Below are 15,537 nucleotides of genomic sequence, written 5' to 3'. Positions count from 1 at the left end.
GGCCGACGGTCAGTCGGTCAGCGCGACTGCTCGATGACCGTGCGGTAGACCTCCAGGGTGCGCTCCGCGATCGAGGTCCAGGAGAAGTGCTCGGCGGCGCGACGGCGCGAGGCCTCGCCCATCTCCTTCGCACGTGCCGGGTCCGAGACCATCCGCACCAGTGCGTCGCGGGTGTCGGCGATGAACTGCTCCGGGTCCACGGGGGTGCCGGTGCCGTCGGTGAGCTGCTCGAGCTGGACCAGGTAGCCGGTCTCCTCCTCGGCGACGACCTCGGGGATGCCGCCGGTCGCGGAGGCGACCACGGGGGTGCCGCAGGCCATGGCCTCGAGGTTCACGATGCCGAGCGGCTCGTAGATGCTCGGGCACGCGAAGGTGGTCGCGTGGGTGAGGATCTGGGTCAGCTCGTGGCGCGGCAGCATCTCGGTGATCAGGTGCACGTTGCCGCGGGTGGTGGACAGCTCCCTGACGAGCCCGTCGACCTCCTGGGCGATCTCCGGGGTGTCCGGGGCGCCGGCGCACAGCACCACCTGGTAGTCCTCGGGCAGCTCGCGCACCGCCCGCAGGAAGTAGGGCAGGCCCTTCTGGCGGGTGATCCGGCCGACGAACACGATCGTCGGCGCCTCGGGGTCGATGCCGCGGGTGGTCAGCGCCGAGGTGTCCTGGTTCGGGGCCCAGGAGTCGATGTCGATGCCGTTGTGGACCACGTGCACCTTGGCCGGGTCGACCGAGGGGTAGGCGCGCAGGATGTCCTCCCGCATCCCGGCGGAGACCGCGATGACCCCGGCGGCGCCCTCGTAGGCGGTGCGCTCGGCGAAGGAGGAGACGCGATAGCCGCCGCCGAGCTGCTCGGCCTTCCACGGGCGCAGCGGCTCGAGGGAGTGGGCCGAGAGCACGTGCGGGATCCCGTGCAGCAGCGAGGCGACGTGCCCGGCGAAGTTCGCGTACCAGGTGTGGGAATGGACCAGGTCCGCGCCGCCGCAGTCCGCGGCGATCAGCAGGTTGGTGCCGAGGGTGGACAGGGCGGCGTTGGCCCCCTCGAGCTCCGCGGGGGTGCTGTAGGAGCTGGTGCCCTCCTCCTCGCGCTCGGCGCCGAAGGCCCGCACCCGCACGTCGATGTGCGGGCGCAGCACCTTGGTGAGCTCGGCGACGTGCACCCCGGCGCCGCCGTAGACCTCCGGGGGGTACTCCTTGGTGAGCAGGTCGACGCGCATGGGCTCCTTCTCCTTCGTGCCTCGGCGGGGGCGCACGGCGCGGACCGGTTTGCCCGATCCGTCCGGTGCGTCCACGCTCTCGGGGATGTGCGTGACGAGTGCCACGATTGGACTATCCTCGCACCATGTCGTCCCAGAAGGTCCTCGCCATCGTCCTCGCCGGCGGCGAGGGGAAGCGGCTGATGCCGCTGACCCTCGATCGGGCAAAGCCCGCGGTGCCGTTCGGCGGCATCTACCGCCTCATCGACTTCGCCCTGTCGAACATCGTCAACTCCGGCTATCTCAAGATCGTCGTGCTCACCCAGTACAAGTCGCACTCGCTGGACAAGCACGTCGCCCAGACGTGGCGGATGAGCTCGTTGCTGGGCAACTACGTCGCGCCGGTCCCCGCGCAGCAGCGGACGGGCAAGCACTGGTTCCGCGGCAGCGCCGACGCGATCGCCCAGTCGCTGAACCTGATCCACGACGAGAAGCCGGAGTACGTGGTCGTCGTCGGCGCCGACAACATCTACCGCATGGACTTCTCGCAGATGCTGGATGCGCACATCGAGTCCGGCCGCTCCTGCACGGTCGCCGCGATCCGCCAGCCGATCGAGCTGTCGGACCAGTTCGGCGTCATCGAGACCGATCCGTCGGACCCCACCGCCATCACGGCCTTCGTCGAGAAGCCGAAGGAGACCGAGGGCCTGGCCGACGACCCCTCCTCGGTCCTCGCCTCGATGGGCAACTACATCTTCACCGCCGACGCGCTGGTCGAGGCCGTCACCCGCGACGCCGAGGACGACTCCTCCAAGCACGACATGGGCGGCGACATCGTCCCCTCGTTCGTGGAGAACGGCGACGCGACGGTCTACGACTTCATCCACAACGACGTGCCGGGCTCCACCGATCGCGACCGCGACTACTGGCGCGACGTCGGCACCCTGGACGCCTTCTACGACGCGCACATGGATCTGATCTCGATCCACCCCGTGTTCAACCTCTACAACGACGAGTGGCCCACCTTCACCGGGCACCGCAACGCGCCGCCGGCGAAGTTCGTCCACGCCGGCCCCGGCCGCGTCGGCTCCGCAGTGGACTCCGTCATCTCGCCCGGTGTGGTCGTCTCCGGCGCCTCGGTCTCCAGCTCCGTGCTCTCCCCCGGGGTGCGCGTGAACTCCTGGTCGACGGTCTCGGACTCCGTGCTGATGGATGGCGTCACGGTGGGGCGGCACTGCCAGATCCACCGCGCGATCATCGACAAGGACGTGATCGTCCCCCCGCGCACCCAGATCGGCCTGGACGCCGAGAAGGACCGGGCCCGCGGCTGGGTCGTCACCGAGTCCGGCATCACCGTGATCGGCAAGGGCACGGTCATCGAGCCGTGAGCGCCGCAGTTCCCGGGACCATGACGACCTCCCTCGCGACGGGGCTGCTCGTCTCCGACGTCGACTCGACCTTCCTCACGCAGGAGGTGATCGAGCTCGTCGCCGATCACGCCGGCGTGCGGGCCGAGGTCGAGGAGATCACCACCGCGGCGATGCGCGGCGAGCTCGACTTCGCCGCGTCGCTGCGGGCGCGGGTGGCGCTGCTGGAGGGGCTCGACGAAGCGGTTCTCGCCCAAGTGCGCTCCTCGCTGGTGCCGACGCCCGGCGCGCTCGATCTGGTGCGCCGCGCGAAGGCGGCCGGCTGGGCGACCGCGCTGGTCTCCGGCGGGTTCCACGAGGTGATCGATTCCCTCGCCGCCGAGGCGGGCATCGACCACGTGCGGGCGAACCGCTTCGAGATCGCGGAGGGCCGCCTCACCGGGAAGGTCTCCGGCCCGATCATCGACGGCGCCGCGAAGCGCGCGACCCTCGAGGAGCTTGCCGAGCGGCACGGCGTGCCGGTCGCGCGGATCGTGGCGATGGGCGACGGGGCGAACGACCGCGAGATGCTCGCCGCCGCCGGCACCGGCATCGCCTTCCGGGCGAAGCCCGCGCTGCGGGAGGTCGCCGACGTGGTGCTGGACGGGGCATCGCTGCTGGACGCCTGGCCGCACCTGGAGGCCGCGGCCTCCCGCTGAGCGGCTCCGCACAGCACAGCGCCCGCCCCACCGTCACGGTGGGGCGGGCGCTGTCGCGTCGGCCTCAGGGGCGGACGATGGTGTGCAGGGTGAGCGCGTCCTCGCCGAGGGCCTCCCAGTTCTCCAGGGAGCCGGAGAGCACCGACATGGAACCGGTCGGCATGCCGATGCGGGCCTGCGCGGTCGCCCCGGCGTCGGAGTCCTCGTCCGCCAGCAGCGCGCTGAGCGAGGAGATGGTCGGCTCGTGCCCGATCACCAGCACCACCGCGTGCTCCGGGGCGACGCCCCGGACCAGCGAGAGCAGCTCCGAGGGGCCGCCGGAGTAGATCTCCTCGTGCGAGGTGACCTCGCCGTCGAAGTCCGGCATCTGCGAGCGGACGCCCTCCCAGGTCTGCGCGGTGCGGGTCGAGTCCGAGACGAGCACCCGGGAGACCTGCACGTTCTGCGCGGCGAGGTACTCCCCCACCAGTCGGGCCTGGGACTGTCCGCGCTCGGCCAGCGCACGCTCGTGGTCGGGCTGGCCGGAGCTGTTCTCCGCCTTGCCGTGGCGCATCAGGAGCAGCAGACGACTGGCGGGGTCGGAGGAGGACATCGGGGTGGATTCACACCTTCAGGGTCGGTCGGTTCGGGACGGGGATCAGTGTCCCATGCCCAGGCCGCCGTCGACGGGGATGACGGCGCCGGAGATGTACGCCGCATCGTCGCTCGCGACGAACGCCACGACGCGGGCCACCTCCTCCGGGTCCGCGAAGCGCCCGGTGGGGATCGCCTTGCGGTAGCTGTCCTGGAGATCCTCGGAGAGCTGCTGGGTCATCTCGGTGTCGATGTAGCCGGGCGCGACCACGTTCGCGGTGATGCCGCGGGAGCCGAGCTCGCGGGTGAGCGCGCGGGCGATGCCGACGAGACCGGACTTCGAGGCTGCGTAGTTGACCTGCCCGGGCGAGCCGTACAGGCCCACCACGGAGCTGATCAGCACGATGCGGCCCTTCTTCTTGCGCACCATCGACTTGATCACGCGCTGCACCGTGCGGAAGGCGCCGGTGAGGTTGGTGTCGAGCACCGTCTCGAAGGACTCGTCGCTCATCCGCAGCAGGAGCTGGTCGTCGGTGATGCCGGCGTTCGCGACCAGCACCTCGATCGGTCCGTTCTCGGCCTCGACGGCCTTGATCGCGGCGGTGAGGCTGTCGCCGTCGGTGACGTCGGCGGCGACGGTGAGTGCGCCCTCGGGGCCGCCGGTGCCGGAGCGGCTGGTGACCGCGACCTTGTCGCCGCGGCGGAGGAACTCCTGCGCGATCGACCGGCCGATGCCCCGGTTGCCTCCCGTGACCAGGACGCTGCGGGGTTCGGGGGTGCTGTCGGTCATGCGGACTCCTTCGTGTCAGGGGCGGCGGGAGCGGCGTGGAACCGGTGTGTCGGCACGCGGCGGGGACGCCGCCCGGTAGGGGTGTGTGCTCTACGATACGGGGCGAGAGAGCGTCGGGACCCGAGGGGGGACCCGGCCCCGCCCACAGCTCCGGAAGGTGCCCCACGATGGCCTATCGCTTCAATCCTCCGCCGAACTGGCCGATCGACGATCCGCAGTGGAGCCCGCCTCCCGGCTGGCAGCCGGATCCGTCGTGGGGCCCCGCGCCCGAGGGCTGGAACTTCTGGGTCAGCGCCGAGGACGCCCCGGCGGCCCCGCCGGCCGCGCCGGAGCAGGCTTCGGCCGAGCAGCCCGTTCCTGCGCAGGAGCCCGCGCCGGTCGAGGACGACGCGACGCGGCTGAGCGCGGGCGATGATGCGCGGACGCACGTGGCACAGCAGCCCGAGCAGCCCGTGACCACCGCGTCCGAGCCCGCGGCGGACGTCCAGGATCCCTCCGCTGGTCGGGATGTTCCCGCAGGCCAGGATGCCCCTGCCGCGCAGGGCTCCCCCGGCCAGTACGGCGCGATCAACCCCTACGGCGCCGCTCCCAGCGGTGCCGACGCCGCGCAGGGCACGCCGTCCGGCGAGCACGCCGACGACACCCGCGGGCGGCATGCGGCCGAGCCCGTCGACCAGGGGGTGCCCGCACCGGCGCCTGCTGGGGCCGATGCACCGCAGCAGTCCGCTTCCTCCGACGGCGTGGACGCGACGCACGTCGCGGGCGCCGACCCCCGCACCGCCGGGACCGACTCCGAGGCCGGCGGCGTCGCCTCCGGGACTTCCGGAGCCTCGGAGACCGCCGAATACGCGGGTCCCGATCTCGAGGCGGGCCTCGCCCAGCAGGCCCCGTACGAGACCGCGGAGCCGGCACCGGGCACGGGCCAGGACGCCTCCGCCCAGGGCACGGACCACAGCGGTGCGGGCTGGGGTGCGGCAGCCGCAGGCGGTGCCGCAGGCGGTGCCGCCGTCGGCGGTGCGGCGGCCGGCGGCGCGTACGCCGCCCAGGGTTCCTCCGACGCCTCCCAGGGCTCCGCCGACGGCGGGGCGCCCTCCGCGCCCGACTACGGCCAGACCCACGGCCAGGGCGATGTCGCGTCCGGCTTCGGCCAGGGACAGGGCTACGGCCAGGCCTCTGCAGACCAGGGCTACGGGCAGGCGCAGGCCGGCTACGGCCAGGCCTCCCCTGCCCAGGGCTACGGCCAGGCCTCGGCCGACCAGGGCTATGGCCAGGCCTCGCCCGCCGAGTACGGCGCCCAGGGCTACGGGCAGGGCTCGCCTGCCCAGGGCTACGGCCCCGGCTCCCCCGCCCAGGGCTACGAACAGGGCTCGCCCTCGACCGACTCCGGGGCCGCGTGGACCGCCTCGACCGGCGCCGAGCCGCCGAAGAAGGGCTTCCTCCGGCGCTTCTGGTGGATCGGCTGCATCCTCCTGATCGTCATCGCGCTGGCCCTCGCGATCATCGGCGGAGTGTTCCTGCTGAACCGCGGGGGCGACGAGCCGACCGGGGGCGGAGACCCCACCACCTCCCAGGAGGAGACCACCGACGGCGGCGAGGAGACGACGCCCGAGGAGACCACCGACGACGAGGCGGAGGAGCCCGAGCCGACCCCGACCGACCTCGCCACCATCGACCCCTCCGCGAAGCCGGTCCAGATCGTGGGCACCGACGGCACCGGGACCATGGCCGTGCACATGGAGTACAAGCCTGCCGATCAGCTCGAGAGCGAGTACGGCGGCACCGTCGAGCCCGGCGAGCAGGGCGACTACCTCGTGGTCACCGCGAAGCTCACCGTCACCGAGGGCACGTTCGACGGGCTGAACCCCCACCAGTTCACCGTGATGACCCCCTACGGCGGCGGCGTCTCGCCGGCGACCCCGACCTTCGGGCTCAAGGGCTCCGGGGCGAGCTGGACGCCGGAGGAGGGCTTCAAGGCCGGTGACGAATACACGATGACGATTCTGTTCGACGTCAAGCGCGCCGGCGGCAACAAGCTGGACTTCGACAGCTACTCGGACAACTACTCCTGGGACGTCCCTGCGTGACCTCCGCACAGCGCTTCAACCCGCCGCCGAACTGGCCCGAACCCCCGCATGACGAGTGGGTCCCGCCGGCGGACTTCCGGCCCGGCCCCTCCTGGGGGCCGGTGCCGGCCGGGTGGAGGCTCTGGACGGACGACCGATCCGCCCCGCAGGCCGGGGCGCCGCTGCAGGACTCCGAGGATGTCCCCGCCAGCGGCGCCCGCCCCCGGGCGCGGGTCGAGCAGTACCCGGTCTCCGTCCTCAACCCCGGGATGTGGACCGAGAACCACCTCCAGGACGAGGACTACGGCTTCCCGCCGGCACAGCCCCGCAGGGACCGGCCGCGGCTGCGCCTGGGGATGACCATCACGGTCACAGCCCTCGGCCTGCTGCTCACCGCCGCGACGGTGATCCTCTTCGTGCAGCTGGTGCAGTTCGGGATCGAGGACCTCACCGGCGTGCTCGGCGAGCAGGCGAGCCATCTGCACGGGGCCGGGCACGCGATGCCCGGTGATCACGGGACGGGCGCCGTGGCACCTGATCGCGGATGACCGACCGCTCCGCCCGTCGCCGCATCCTGCTCTCCCGCGACACCCTCCTCGGCCTCGTGGTAGTGCTGCTGCTCGCCGCCGTCTGCGTGTCCCTCGGGCTGTGGCAGTACGGCCGCTTCGAGGACAAGCGCGACCGCGCCGCGGTCATCGAGGAGAACTACGACGCCTCTGCCGTTCCCCTCGCCGAGGCGATGCCCGATCCTGCTGCTCCGCTCCCGGACGCGCAGGTGTGGACGCCGGTCGAGATGCAGGGCAGCTACTGCACCGATCCCGGCTGCGTGCTCTACGTCCGCAACCGCCAGCTCGGCGGCGAGGTCGGCTTCTGGCAGCTGGTCCCCTTCCGCGGCGAGGACGGCACCACGCTGATGATCGTGCGCGGCTGGGTGCCCGAGGACGCCGACGCCAGCTCCCCCGCCGATCCGGCGCCCGTCCCGGAGGGCACCCTCACGGTGACCGCCCGTCTGCGGACGGCGGAGCCGGTGCTGGACCGGGTCCCGCCGGAGGGCCAGGCCCACTCCGTCAACCCCACCCAGATCGCCTCCCAGCTCGGCCTGGACACGGAGGCCGTGGTGATCGGCGCCTTCGGCGAGCTCGCGCAGGAGGAGCCGGCCGCGGACCGGCCGCAGCCGCTCCCGGCACCTGAGACGGGCCTCGGACCGCATCTGTCCTACGCCTTCCAGTGGTGGATCTTCGCGCTGTTCTTCCCCGGCGCCCTGATCTTCCGCCTGCGCCGCCAGTTCCAGGACATCGCTGCGGAGGAGGCCGAGGCCACCGCGGGGGCATCGCCGGGCAAGGGCGACGACGACGCTGCGGTCGCCATCGCCCCGGCGGACCCGCACGCCGCCCCGTCGCCCCGGACCGCCACGCGGACCGGCGCACGGGACACCGCAGACCATCGCCCCCGACGCGCCGTCCGCGCGCGTCGACGGGGCCAGGACGAGGAGGAAGAGGATGCCCTCATCGACCAGCAGCAGCCCTGAGCGGCCCGGAGCGCCCGCCTCGCGCTTCCTGCCCGGCCCGCGGCCGCGCCGCATCGCCCACCGGGGGCTCGCGCTCGAGGCGCCGGAGAACACCCTCGAGGCGTTCCGCGCCGCCCTCGACGCCGGCGCGGACATGCTCGAGACCGACACCCGCGCGACCCGGGACGGACTGGCCCTCGCCGTGCACGACGAGGACCTCGCCCGCATCGCCGGCGACCCCCGCCGCATCGACGAGCTCTCGGCGTCGGACGCCGGCGCCGTGCGGCTGCCCGGCGACCGGCCGCTCGCGATGCTCGAGGACGTGCTGGACGCCTTCCCGGACGTGCCGCTGAACATCGACGTGAAGAGCCCCTCCGCGATCGGTCCCGCCGTCGCCGCGATCGCCCGGACCCGCAGCGCCGACCGGGTGTGCCTGGCGGGCTTCGACGGCGCCGTGGTGCGCCGTGCGGTCGCCACGCTCCGCGCCGCGACCGGGGTCACGGCCGTGCGCAGCGCCTCCCGGGGCGTGATCGGCCGCTTCCTCGCCGCCCGTGCGCTCGAGGCCCCGCTCGCCGTCACCGACCGGCTGCTCGCCCCCTACGGTGCGCTGCAGGTGCCGGAGACGTTCAAGGGGATCCCGGTGGTGACCCGGGACACCGTCGCCGCCGCGCACCATGCCGGCTGCGAGGTGCACGTCTGGACCGTGGACGATCCTGTGACCATGCAGGATCTGCTGGTCAAGGGCGTGGATGGTATCATCAGCAATCGCGTCGACCTGCTCTCCGAGCTCCTCGACGACGCCTGACCCGCGAGGGCCGTGCAGCTCCCGGGAAGAGATCCGGCCCCGCAGGCGTTGACACCTGCGGGTGTCGCCGCGCACGACACCCCACAGACCTCCCGGACGGCACACCGTCCGGCCCCGTACCCCGGCAGGAAGCGAGAACCGCATGAACAGCCGCAGCCTGCGAGGCACCCGACTGGGCTCCCTCTCCATGGAGACCGACGAGGGCGTCCTCGCCGCACCGCGCCAGGAGGCAATCTACGACTGCCCCAACGGCCACCACATCGTCCTCCCCTTCTCGGTCGAGGCCGACGTCCCGGCCGTGTGGGAGTGCCGCTGCGGCCAGACCGCGGTGCTGCGCGACCACGAGAAGCCCGAGGAGAAGCCGGGCAAGCCCGTGCGCACCCACTGGGACATGCTGCTCGAGCGCCGCAGCGAGGAGGACCTCCAGGTCCTGCTCGACCAGCGCCTCGAGCTGCTGCGCGCCGGCAAGCTCCACCAGCGCCGCAACCTCTGAGCCCCCCAGCCCACGGGAAGAGCCCCCGCCCCGCCGATCACGGCGGGGCGGGGGCTCTTCCCGTGGGCGGTCTCGCAGCTCGGGTCACTCCGGGGAGGGCGGGTCCTGCATGATCATCGGCGGGACGGCGCCATCCCCCCGCCGTCCATCGGCCCCGCCGGAGGCACCGCCGGTGCGACGGTTCTCGACGATGATCTCGCCGTCGATCACGCCGCTGCCGGAGCGGCGGTAGAGCACGGTACGAGCCTGCTCCGAACCGCTGCCCAGCCCCATCGCGGAGACGGCGCGCTTCTGCACCGGGGTGAGCAGCAGCACGAGCGCGGCGAGGTCGGTGAGCAGTCCGGGGAAGAAGAACAGCAGCGCCGAGAGCATCGTGAAGGCGGGACGCGAGAGGTGGTCCTGCACGTCGCCGCTGCCGCGCACTGCACGGAACAGGGAGCGCACGCGCACGAAGGACTGCTGTCCGGCGGCGACCAGCAGCGCCACGCCGACGAGCCAGCCCACCACGACGATCAGCACGGACCACCACAGGCTCGTGTTCACGCCGATCAGCACCAGGATCGCGAGCTCGAGGAGGCCCACGACGACGATCGCGAGCGGGATCGCGCTCGCGCGGCGCGAGCGGCGGCGGTCGGCGGGGTCGGTCGGGCGCCCGGAGGCCCCCGGGGTGCTGTGGGGCGAGCTCGTCACGGCGGTTCCCTTCCTGTGCGAGGAGACGGCCAGGTTAGCGCAGGGCCTTGCGAAGGCCCTGGGCGCGACGTGCGAGTCCCCAGAGGGTCACCTTCACGAGCGCCTCGCGCACGATGTCGGAGGACATCTTGCTGGCCCCCTCGGTGCGCTCGTCGAAGTCGATCGGCACCTCGGCGATCACAGCGCCGAGGTCCCGTGCACGGCGGGTCATGTCGACCTGGAAGCAGTAGCCCTGGGAGGCGATGTCCTTCACCATCAGGCGAGAGAGCAGCCCGGCGCGGAAGACGCGGAACCCCGCGGTGGCGTCGGCGACCCCCAGACCCATCAGCACCGTCACGTACACGTTCGCGCCGCGGGAGAGGAGCCGCCGACGGGCGGGCCAGTCGTGGACGGCGCCGCCGGGCACCCAGCGGGACCCGATCGCGAGGTCGGCGCCGCGCCGCACGGCCTCCAGCAGGCCCGGCAGCTGCTCGGGCCGGTGCGAGGCGTCGGCGTCCATCTCCACGAGCTGCTCGTAGCCGTGCTCGAGACCCCAGGCGAAGCCCGCGAGATACGCCGGGCCGAGGCCCTGCTTCCCCGCCCGGTGCAGCACGTGCACGGCCGCATCGCGTCGGGAGACCTCCTCGGCCCACTCCCCCGTGCCGTCCGGGGAGGAGTCGTCCACCACGAGCACGTGCGCCTCCGGCACCGCGCGGCGCAGCCGCTCGAGGGTGCCGGGCAGCGCCTCCCGCTCGTCATAGGTGGGGATAACCACGAGGGTCGGCGGCAGCGGGGCGGTGGACGGGCGGGTCATCGGTCTCCTCGGAGGATCGGACGGCGCGGGCGGGACGGCGGGGAGGCCCGGAGGATCAGCGACGGGCCGCAGGCCGGGCCAGGGCGCGACGACCGGGGGTCAGCGCCACGAGCAGCCCGGCGACGCCGAGGGCGGAGATCCCGATCGCGATCCACGGCCCGGCCGCCACAGCCGGGGTGGTCCCGGTGCGCAGCGGCACGTCGGCGACCATCGTGCCCTGCTCCCAGTGGTCCACGAAATCGATCTGGCGACCCTCGGGGCTGTAGATCGCGGAATGGCCGACGGTCGAGACGTGCACGACGCTGCGCCCGGAGAGCACCGCCATCACCCGGGCCTGCGCGAGCTGCTGGATCGCCTCGTCCGAGTCGCCGAACAGCGCATTGTTCGACTGCACGACGATCACCTCGGCGCCGTCGTCGACCACGTCCTGCACGAGGCCCTCGTAGGCGATCTCGAAGCAGATCAGCAGCCCGGCGGTGCCCTCGCCCTGGCCGAGCTCGGCGAGGTCCATGGTGCCGATCTCCTCGCCGGCGATCATGTCCCGGGAGACGAGGTCGACCTTGTCGGTGAGCCGGCTGAACACGTCGCGCATCGGGATGTACTCGCCGAAGGGGACGGGGTGGCGCTTGGAGTAGGCGTAGGGGGTCTCGCCCTCCGGGGTGATCAGCACGGACTGGTTCAGCCGCTCCGACTCCCCCACGGGCACCTGTGTGCCGACCAGGACGGGGGCGTCCGCGTCCCGGGCAAGGGAGGTCAGCAGGGAGGAGAGATAGGGGTCCTCGCGCGGGTCGTAGCCGGTGGAGTCCTCGGGCCAGACGACCAGGTCGAGGTCGGTGCCGTCGGCAGTGGCCTGGTCGACCGCGGTGCGGGAGGCGGTGAGGTGGTTGTCGAAGACGTCGTCCGGCATGGTGTAGCTGCCGGGGTCGATCTCCCCCATCGAGCCCTGCACGGCGGCGACCGTCATGGAGGGCCGATCCGCCGGGGCGCGGTTGAGGGGATGGGGCACGACGACGGTGGCGAGCACGGCGGCGACGGCGATCGCGAAGGGCCACACGCCGGAGAAGCCGGTCAGCCCGCGGTGGCGGCGCCCCAGGAGGGCGAGAGCGCCGAGCAGCAGCAGCTGGGCCAGCAGGGCGACCACGAGGGCGAGCCCGGCCATCCCAATCCACGGCGCGAGATGCACCAGCGGCGAGTCGGACAGCGCGAAGCCGCTCGCGCCCCACGTCAGCCCGCCCCACGGAGCGCTGCCCCGCAGCGTCTCGACGCCCACCCAGAGCGCGGAGACCACCAGCGCGGAGGAGACGCAGAGGCCGTGGCGCACCATCACCGCACGGGCGGCGAGGCCGAACAGCACGATGTACAGCGCCTCGAAGACGCCCAGCGCCAGCCAGGGCGCGCTGCCGGCATAGGTGCTGGCCCACTCGGTCAGCGGGATGAAGAAGGCGAGCCCCCACAGCAGGGAGACGAGGCCGGCGAGCCAGGCCGATCGCACCAGCAGCCCGCCGCACAGCAGCGCGATCCCCACCGGCAGCAGCATCCACAGGTCGTAGGGCGGGAAGGCGAGCAGCGCGCAGATCCCGCCGAGGATCCCGCAGCCGATCGCGACCGCCCAGGGCGTTGCCTCGTACTCCTCGCGCGGACGGCGGCCCCGCGGGCGCGCGCGCGAGGCGGCGGTCCGTGCGGCGGTGCTCACTCGCCGTCCCCGCCGAGCTCGTCGTGGACGACGCGGCCGTCGACGACGGTGCGCAGGGCGCGCGGGCTGCCCTGGTCCAGGTCGGGCAGCAGCGGGGTGCGGGAGCGGGGGTCGGTGGACCAGGTGTCGACCCGCTCGGCGAGGGAGCGGACGGTGAGGTCCCACGGCTCCCACAGGACGAACGTGGCGGGCAGTCCGGTGCGCAGGGTGCCGGGATGGCGCCTCCCGGCGACCCGCTGGCCGCCGCGGCTCGCGGCGAGGAAGGCGGCGCGGTCGCTGAGGCGCTGCGCGGCGGTGGCGGTGCGGGCGGCGGCGCGGACCCAGGTCCACGGATCGGCGGCCTCGTCCCGGCCCGCGGAGCCGAAGGCGAGCGGGGTGCCGTCGCTGACGAGGTCGAGGAAGGCGGCGTCCTCGGTGACGGGGGCGATCACCTGCACGCCCTCGCGCGTGCCCGTCGGCCCGGGCAGGCGCAGCACGATCCCGTGCGCGGCCGCGGCGGCGTCGCCGGCCGGGTCGGGGTCGGTGCCGTCCATGGTCGCGGCGGCGTCGACGAAGCCGGGGGTGACCAGGCAGCCGGTCGCATCCACGCGCTCGGCCTCCGGGTGGAGCACGAGGGCGCTGTCCTCCGGGCCGGTCCAGGCGATCAGCCCGTCGGCCACCAGCATCGCGGAGGCCTCCGGGTCGTCCGCGCTGTACAGGACGATGCCGGTGTAGAGGACGGCCGCCGTGGGCTGCGCGAGGGGCCGTGCGGGCTGGTTCTGGGCACTCACACGCCCCATCCTCCCCGCTCCCCCTGGGAGAACGCTCATCGACCGATCTCCTGGGCGACAAGGCCGCGGCGCACGCCGTCGATCGCGGCGCGCGCGGTCCTGCCCAGGCGCTCGTCGGCGGTGAGCTGGTCGAGCAGGTCGATCACCTGGCGGCAGTGGCGCACGAAATCGCCCGGCGGGAGGTCGTTGCTCTCGAGCGCGGCGGCCAGGTGCGCGCCGCGCGCCCAGCGGTGCACGATCGCCGCGATCGCGGGATCCGGCGGGAGGGTGGGGTCGATGCCGTGCCGCGCCTCGGCGGACTGCAGCTCGGCGGCGATCCTGCTCGAGGCCTCGAGCGCCGCGCCGACGGCGGGATCGGGGATCAGCTCCGGCGCACGGTCGTCGCGGCGGGTCTCGTGGACGGCGGCGGAGACCACGGCGGCGAGCCCCGCCGCGTCCAGACCGTCCCAGGCACCGTGCTCGAGGCATTCGGCGATCAGCAGGTCCCGGTCGCTGAACAGGCGTCGCAGCCGCATCCCGCTCGCCGTGGGGACGAGCTCCTCCCCGTCCTCGCCCGCGTGCTCGAGATACCCGAGCTCGAGCAGCAGGTCGGTGAGCCGGTCGAAGCGGCGGGCCAGCGAGCTGGTGCGTCCGCTGATGCGGCGCTGGACGCCCTCGAGCTCGCCGCGGGACTTCCGCCACCGGCCCACCCAGCGCAGATGCGACTCGAGCTCGGGGCAGGCCGCGCAGGGGTGCTCGGCCAGCTGTGCACGCAGCTCCTGCAGGCGGGGGTCCTGGGCGGCGGTGGAGGGGGTACGTCCGGCCCGCCGGCGCACCTCGCGGCGGGCGTCGTCGTCCTGGCCCGCCAGGCGCTGTCGGAGCGCGGAGGCGGTGTCCTTGCGCACCTTGCCGCTGCCGAGCGCCTCCGGGCGCGGCAGGCGCAGGGTGTCGATGACCGCGGGTGGGGAGGGCACGTCACCGGGGCGGAGGCTGCGGCGGCGTCCCTCGGTGTCCAGCAGGTCCACCTGGGGACCGCCGAGGACGTGGCGGTCCACGTCGAGCACGACGGCGTAGCCGCGGCGCTTCCCGCCGGGCAGTGCGATGATCTCGCCGCGGCGCAGGTCGCCGAGGACGCTGCGGGTGCGGTCGCGGTCCGCGGCGGCCCGGGCCTGGGAGAGCTCCTTCTCCCGCGCGCTGATCGCCTCCTGGATCCCGGCGTACTCGAGCAGGTCGCCGCGCTCGCAGGTCACCGCCGCACGGTAGTCCGCGACGGTGTCCTCGAGCTCGCGGGCGCGCCGGGCGAGGCCCACCACGGAGCGGTCCGCCTGGAACTGGGCGAAGCTGGTCTCGAGGGTCTCGCGGGCGCGGGAGAGGTCGAAGCGGTCCAGCAGGTTCACCGCCATGTTCGGGGTGGGGCGGAAGGCGGAGCGCAGCGGATAGGTCCGGCGCGAGGCGAGGGAGGCGGCGGCCGCGGCGTCGAAGCGCGGCCCGCCGACGATCACGGCATGCCCCTCGGTGTCGATGCCGCGCCGTCCCGCACGACCGGTGAGCTGGGTGTACTCCCCCGGTGTGAGGTCGGCGTGCTCGACGCCGTTGAACTTCACGAGCTTCTCGAGCACCACGGAGCGGGCCGGCATGTTGATGCCGAGAGCGAGGGTCTCGGTGGCGAAGACGACCTTGAGCAGCCCGCGGGCGAAGAGCTCCTCGACGACGGTCTTCAGCAGCGGCAGCATCCCGGCGTGGTGGGCGGCGTAGCCGTCCAGGACGGCGCGGCGGAAGGCGTGCAGGCCCAGCACCTCCTCGTCCTCGACGCCGATCTCGGCCAGGCGCTCGTCGAGGACGGCGCGGATCTCGCCGCGCTCGTGGTCGTCGGTCAGGCGCAGGCGGGCCCGGGCGCACTGCTGGACGGCGCCCTCGCAGCCGGCGCGGGAGAAGATGAACATGATCGCGGGCAGCAGCGCGGCATCATCGAGCACCTCGACCACCTCGGGGCGGCGCATCGGACGGCCACCGGCCGCGCCGCGAGAGCCGCCGTGCCGACCGCCCCCGTGCCGCGAGTCGTCATGGCCCGAGCCCGGACCGTGGCGCCGCGGGCCCTCGTGCTCGCCGCGAGGGTCCCCGCCCCG

15 protein-coding genes are annotated in these 15,537 nt (G+C 73.5%); 7 read left to right on the top strand and 8 right to left on the bottom strand.

Annotation, left to right across the window (positions count from 1 at the left end; all coding sequences use genetic code 11):
• Positions 1-17 precede the first annotated feature (17 nt).
• The gene (glgA, locus tag L3K22_RS00075) at positions 18-1,211 is read right to left on the bottom strand and encodes a glycogen synthase (RefSeq protein WP_263309759.1); all 1,194 of its coding nucleotides are present in this window, start codon (positions 1,209-1,211) and stop codon (positions 18-20) included.
• Positions 1,212-1,336: 125 nt separating this feature from the next.
• On the opposite strand from glgA, the gene glgC reads away from it, so the two are divergent.
• A complete protein-coding gene (gene glgC / locus L3K22_RS00070; protein WP_263309608.1) occupies positions 1,337-2,578 on the top strand; it encodes a glucose-1-phosphate adenylyltransferase in 1,242 nt (413 codons plus the stop codon).
• A gap of 20 nt (positions 2,579-2,598) precedes the next feature.
• Positions 2,599-3,255 carry a phosphoserine phosphatase SerB gene (gene serB / locus L3K22_RS00065; protein WP_263309607.1) on the top strand — a complete coding sequence of 219 codons (657 nt, stop codon included), beginning with the start codon at positions 2,599-2,601 and terminating at the stop codon, positions 3,253-3,255.
• Between the two features lie 64 nt (positions 3,256-3,319).
• Here the strand turns inward: serB and L3K22_RS00060 are convergent, their stop codons facing one another.
• Both L3K22_RS00060 and L3K22_RS00055 read right to left on the bottom strand, forming a co-directional pair.
• Positions 3,320-3,847 carry a SixA phosphatase family protein gene (locus L3K22_RS00060; protein WP_263309606.1) on the bottom strand — a complete coding sequence of 176 codons (528 nt, stop codon included), beginning with the start codon at positions 3,845-3,847 and terminating at the stop codon, positions 3,320-3,322.
• Positions 3,848-3,892: 45 nt separating this feature from the next.
• Positions 3,893-4,618, bottom strand: coding sequence for a beta-ketoacyl-ACP reductase (locus L3K22_RS00055; protein WP_263309605.1), 726 nt, complete (start codon positions 4,616-4,618; stop codon positions 3,893-3,895).
• A 167-nt stretch (positions 4,619-4,785) separates the two neighbouring features.
• On the opposite strand from L3K22_RS00055, the gene L3K22_RS00050 reads away from it, so the two are divergent.
• From L3K22_RS00050 to L3K22_RS00030, 5 genes are all read left to right on the top strand, one after another.
• Positions 4,786-6,702 (top strand): hypothetical protein, encoded by a 1,917-nt coding sequence (locus tag L3K22_RS00050; RefSeq protein ID WP_263309604.1) that lies wholly within the window; start codon positions 4,786-4,788, stop codon positions 6,700-6,702.
• Positions 6,699-7,229, top strand: a complete 531-nt coding sequence (locus tag L3K22_RS00045) for a hypothetical protein (protein ID WP_263309603.1) — start codon at positions 6,699-6,701, stop codon at positions 7,227-7,229. The genes L3K22_RS00050 and L3K22_RS00045 overlap by 4 nt, the downstream gene beginning before the upstream one ends.
• Positions 7,226-8,209 carry an SURF1 family cytochrome oxidase biogenesis protein gene (locus L3K22_RS00040; RefSeq protein ID WP_263309602.1) on the top strand — a complete coding sequence of 328 codons (984 nt, stop codon included), beginning with the start codon at positions 7,226-7,228 and terminating at the stop codon, positions 8,207-8,209. The genes L3K22_RS00045 and L3K22_RS00040 overlap by 4 nt, the downstream gene beginning before the upstream one ends.
• Positions 8,181-8,993 carry a glycerophosphodiester phosphodiesterase family protein gene (locus L3K22_RS00035; RefSeq protein ID WP_263309601.1) on the top strand — a complete coding sequence of 271 codons (813 nt, stop codon included), beginning with the start codon at positions 8,181-8,183 and terminating at the stop codon, positions 8,991-8,993. Before L3K22_RS00040 ends, L3K22_RS00035 begins: the two co-directional genes overlap by 29 nt.
• 142 nt (positions 8,994-9,135) lie before the next feature.
• Positions 9,136-9,486 (top strand): RNA polymerase-binding protein RbpA, encoded by a 351-nt coding sequence (locus tag L3K22_RS00030; protein WP_010551569.1) that lies wholly within the window; start codon positions 9,136-9,138, stop codon positions 9,484-9,486.
• Between the two features lie 84 nt (positions 9,487-9,570).
• Here L3K22_RS00030 and L3K22_RS00025 read toward each other — a convergent pair whose 3' ends face one another.
• From L3K22_RS00025 to L3K22_RS00005, 5 genes are read right to left on the bottom strand one after another with little or no spacing between them, the layout of a single operon-like run.
• Positions 9,571-10,176 (bottom strand): FxsA family protein, encoded by a 606-nt coding sequence (locus L3K22_RS00025; protein WP_263309600.1) that lies wholly within the window; start codon positions 10,174-10,176, stop codon positions 9,571-9,573.
• A gap of 34 nt (positions 10,177-10,210) precedes the next feature.
• Positions 10,211-10,969, bottom strand: coding sequence for a polyprenol monophosphomannose synthase (locus L3K22_RS00020; RefSeq protein ID WP_259880532.1), 759 nt, complete (start codon positions 10,967-10,969; stop codon positions 10,211-10,213).
• A 55-nt stretch (positions 10,970-11,024) separates the two neighbouring features.
• Positions 11,025-12,662 carry an apolipoprotein N-acyltransferase gene (gene lnt / locus L3K22_RS00015; protein WP_263309599.1) on the bottom strand — a complete coding sequence of 546 codons (1,638 nt, stop codon included), beginning with the start codon at positions 12,660-12,662 and terminating at the stop codon, positions 11,025-11,027.
• The gene (locus L3K22_RS00010; RefSeq protein WP_263309598.1) at positions 12,659-13,441 is read right to left on the bottom strand and encodes a hypothetical protein; all 783 of its coding nucleotides are present in this window, start codon (positions 13,439-13,441) and stop codon (positions 12,659-12,661) included. The genes lnt and L3K22_RS00010 overlap by 4 nt, the downstream gene beginning before the upstream one ends.
• Positions 13,442-13,467: 26 nt before the next feature.
• Positions 13,468-15,411: a helicase-related protein gene (locus L3K22_RS00005; RefSeq protein WP_263309597.1), complete on the bottom strand. Its 1,944-nt coding sequence runs from the start codon at positions 15,409-15,411 to the stop codon at positions 13,468-13,470.
• Positions 15,412-15,537 lie beyond the last annotated feature (126 nt).

The organism is Brachybacterium atlanticum, assembly GCF_025669985.1.
Classification (GTDB): domain Bacteria; phylum Actinomycetota; class Actinomycetes; order Actinomycetales; family Dermabacteraceae; genus Brachybacterium; species Brachybacterium conglomeratum.
Note: the sequence above shows the minus strand (reverse complement) of the source record. Positions and strands in the feature narration are given on the sequence as shown.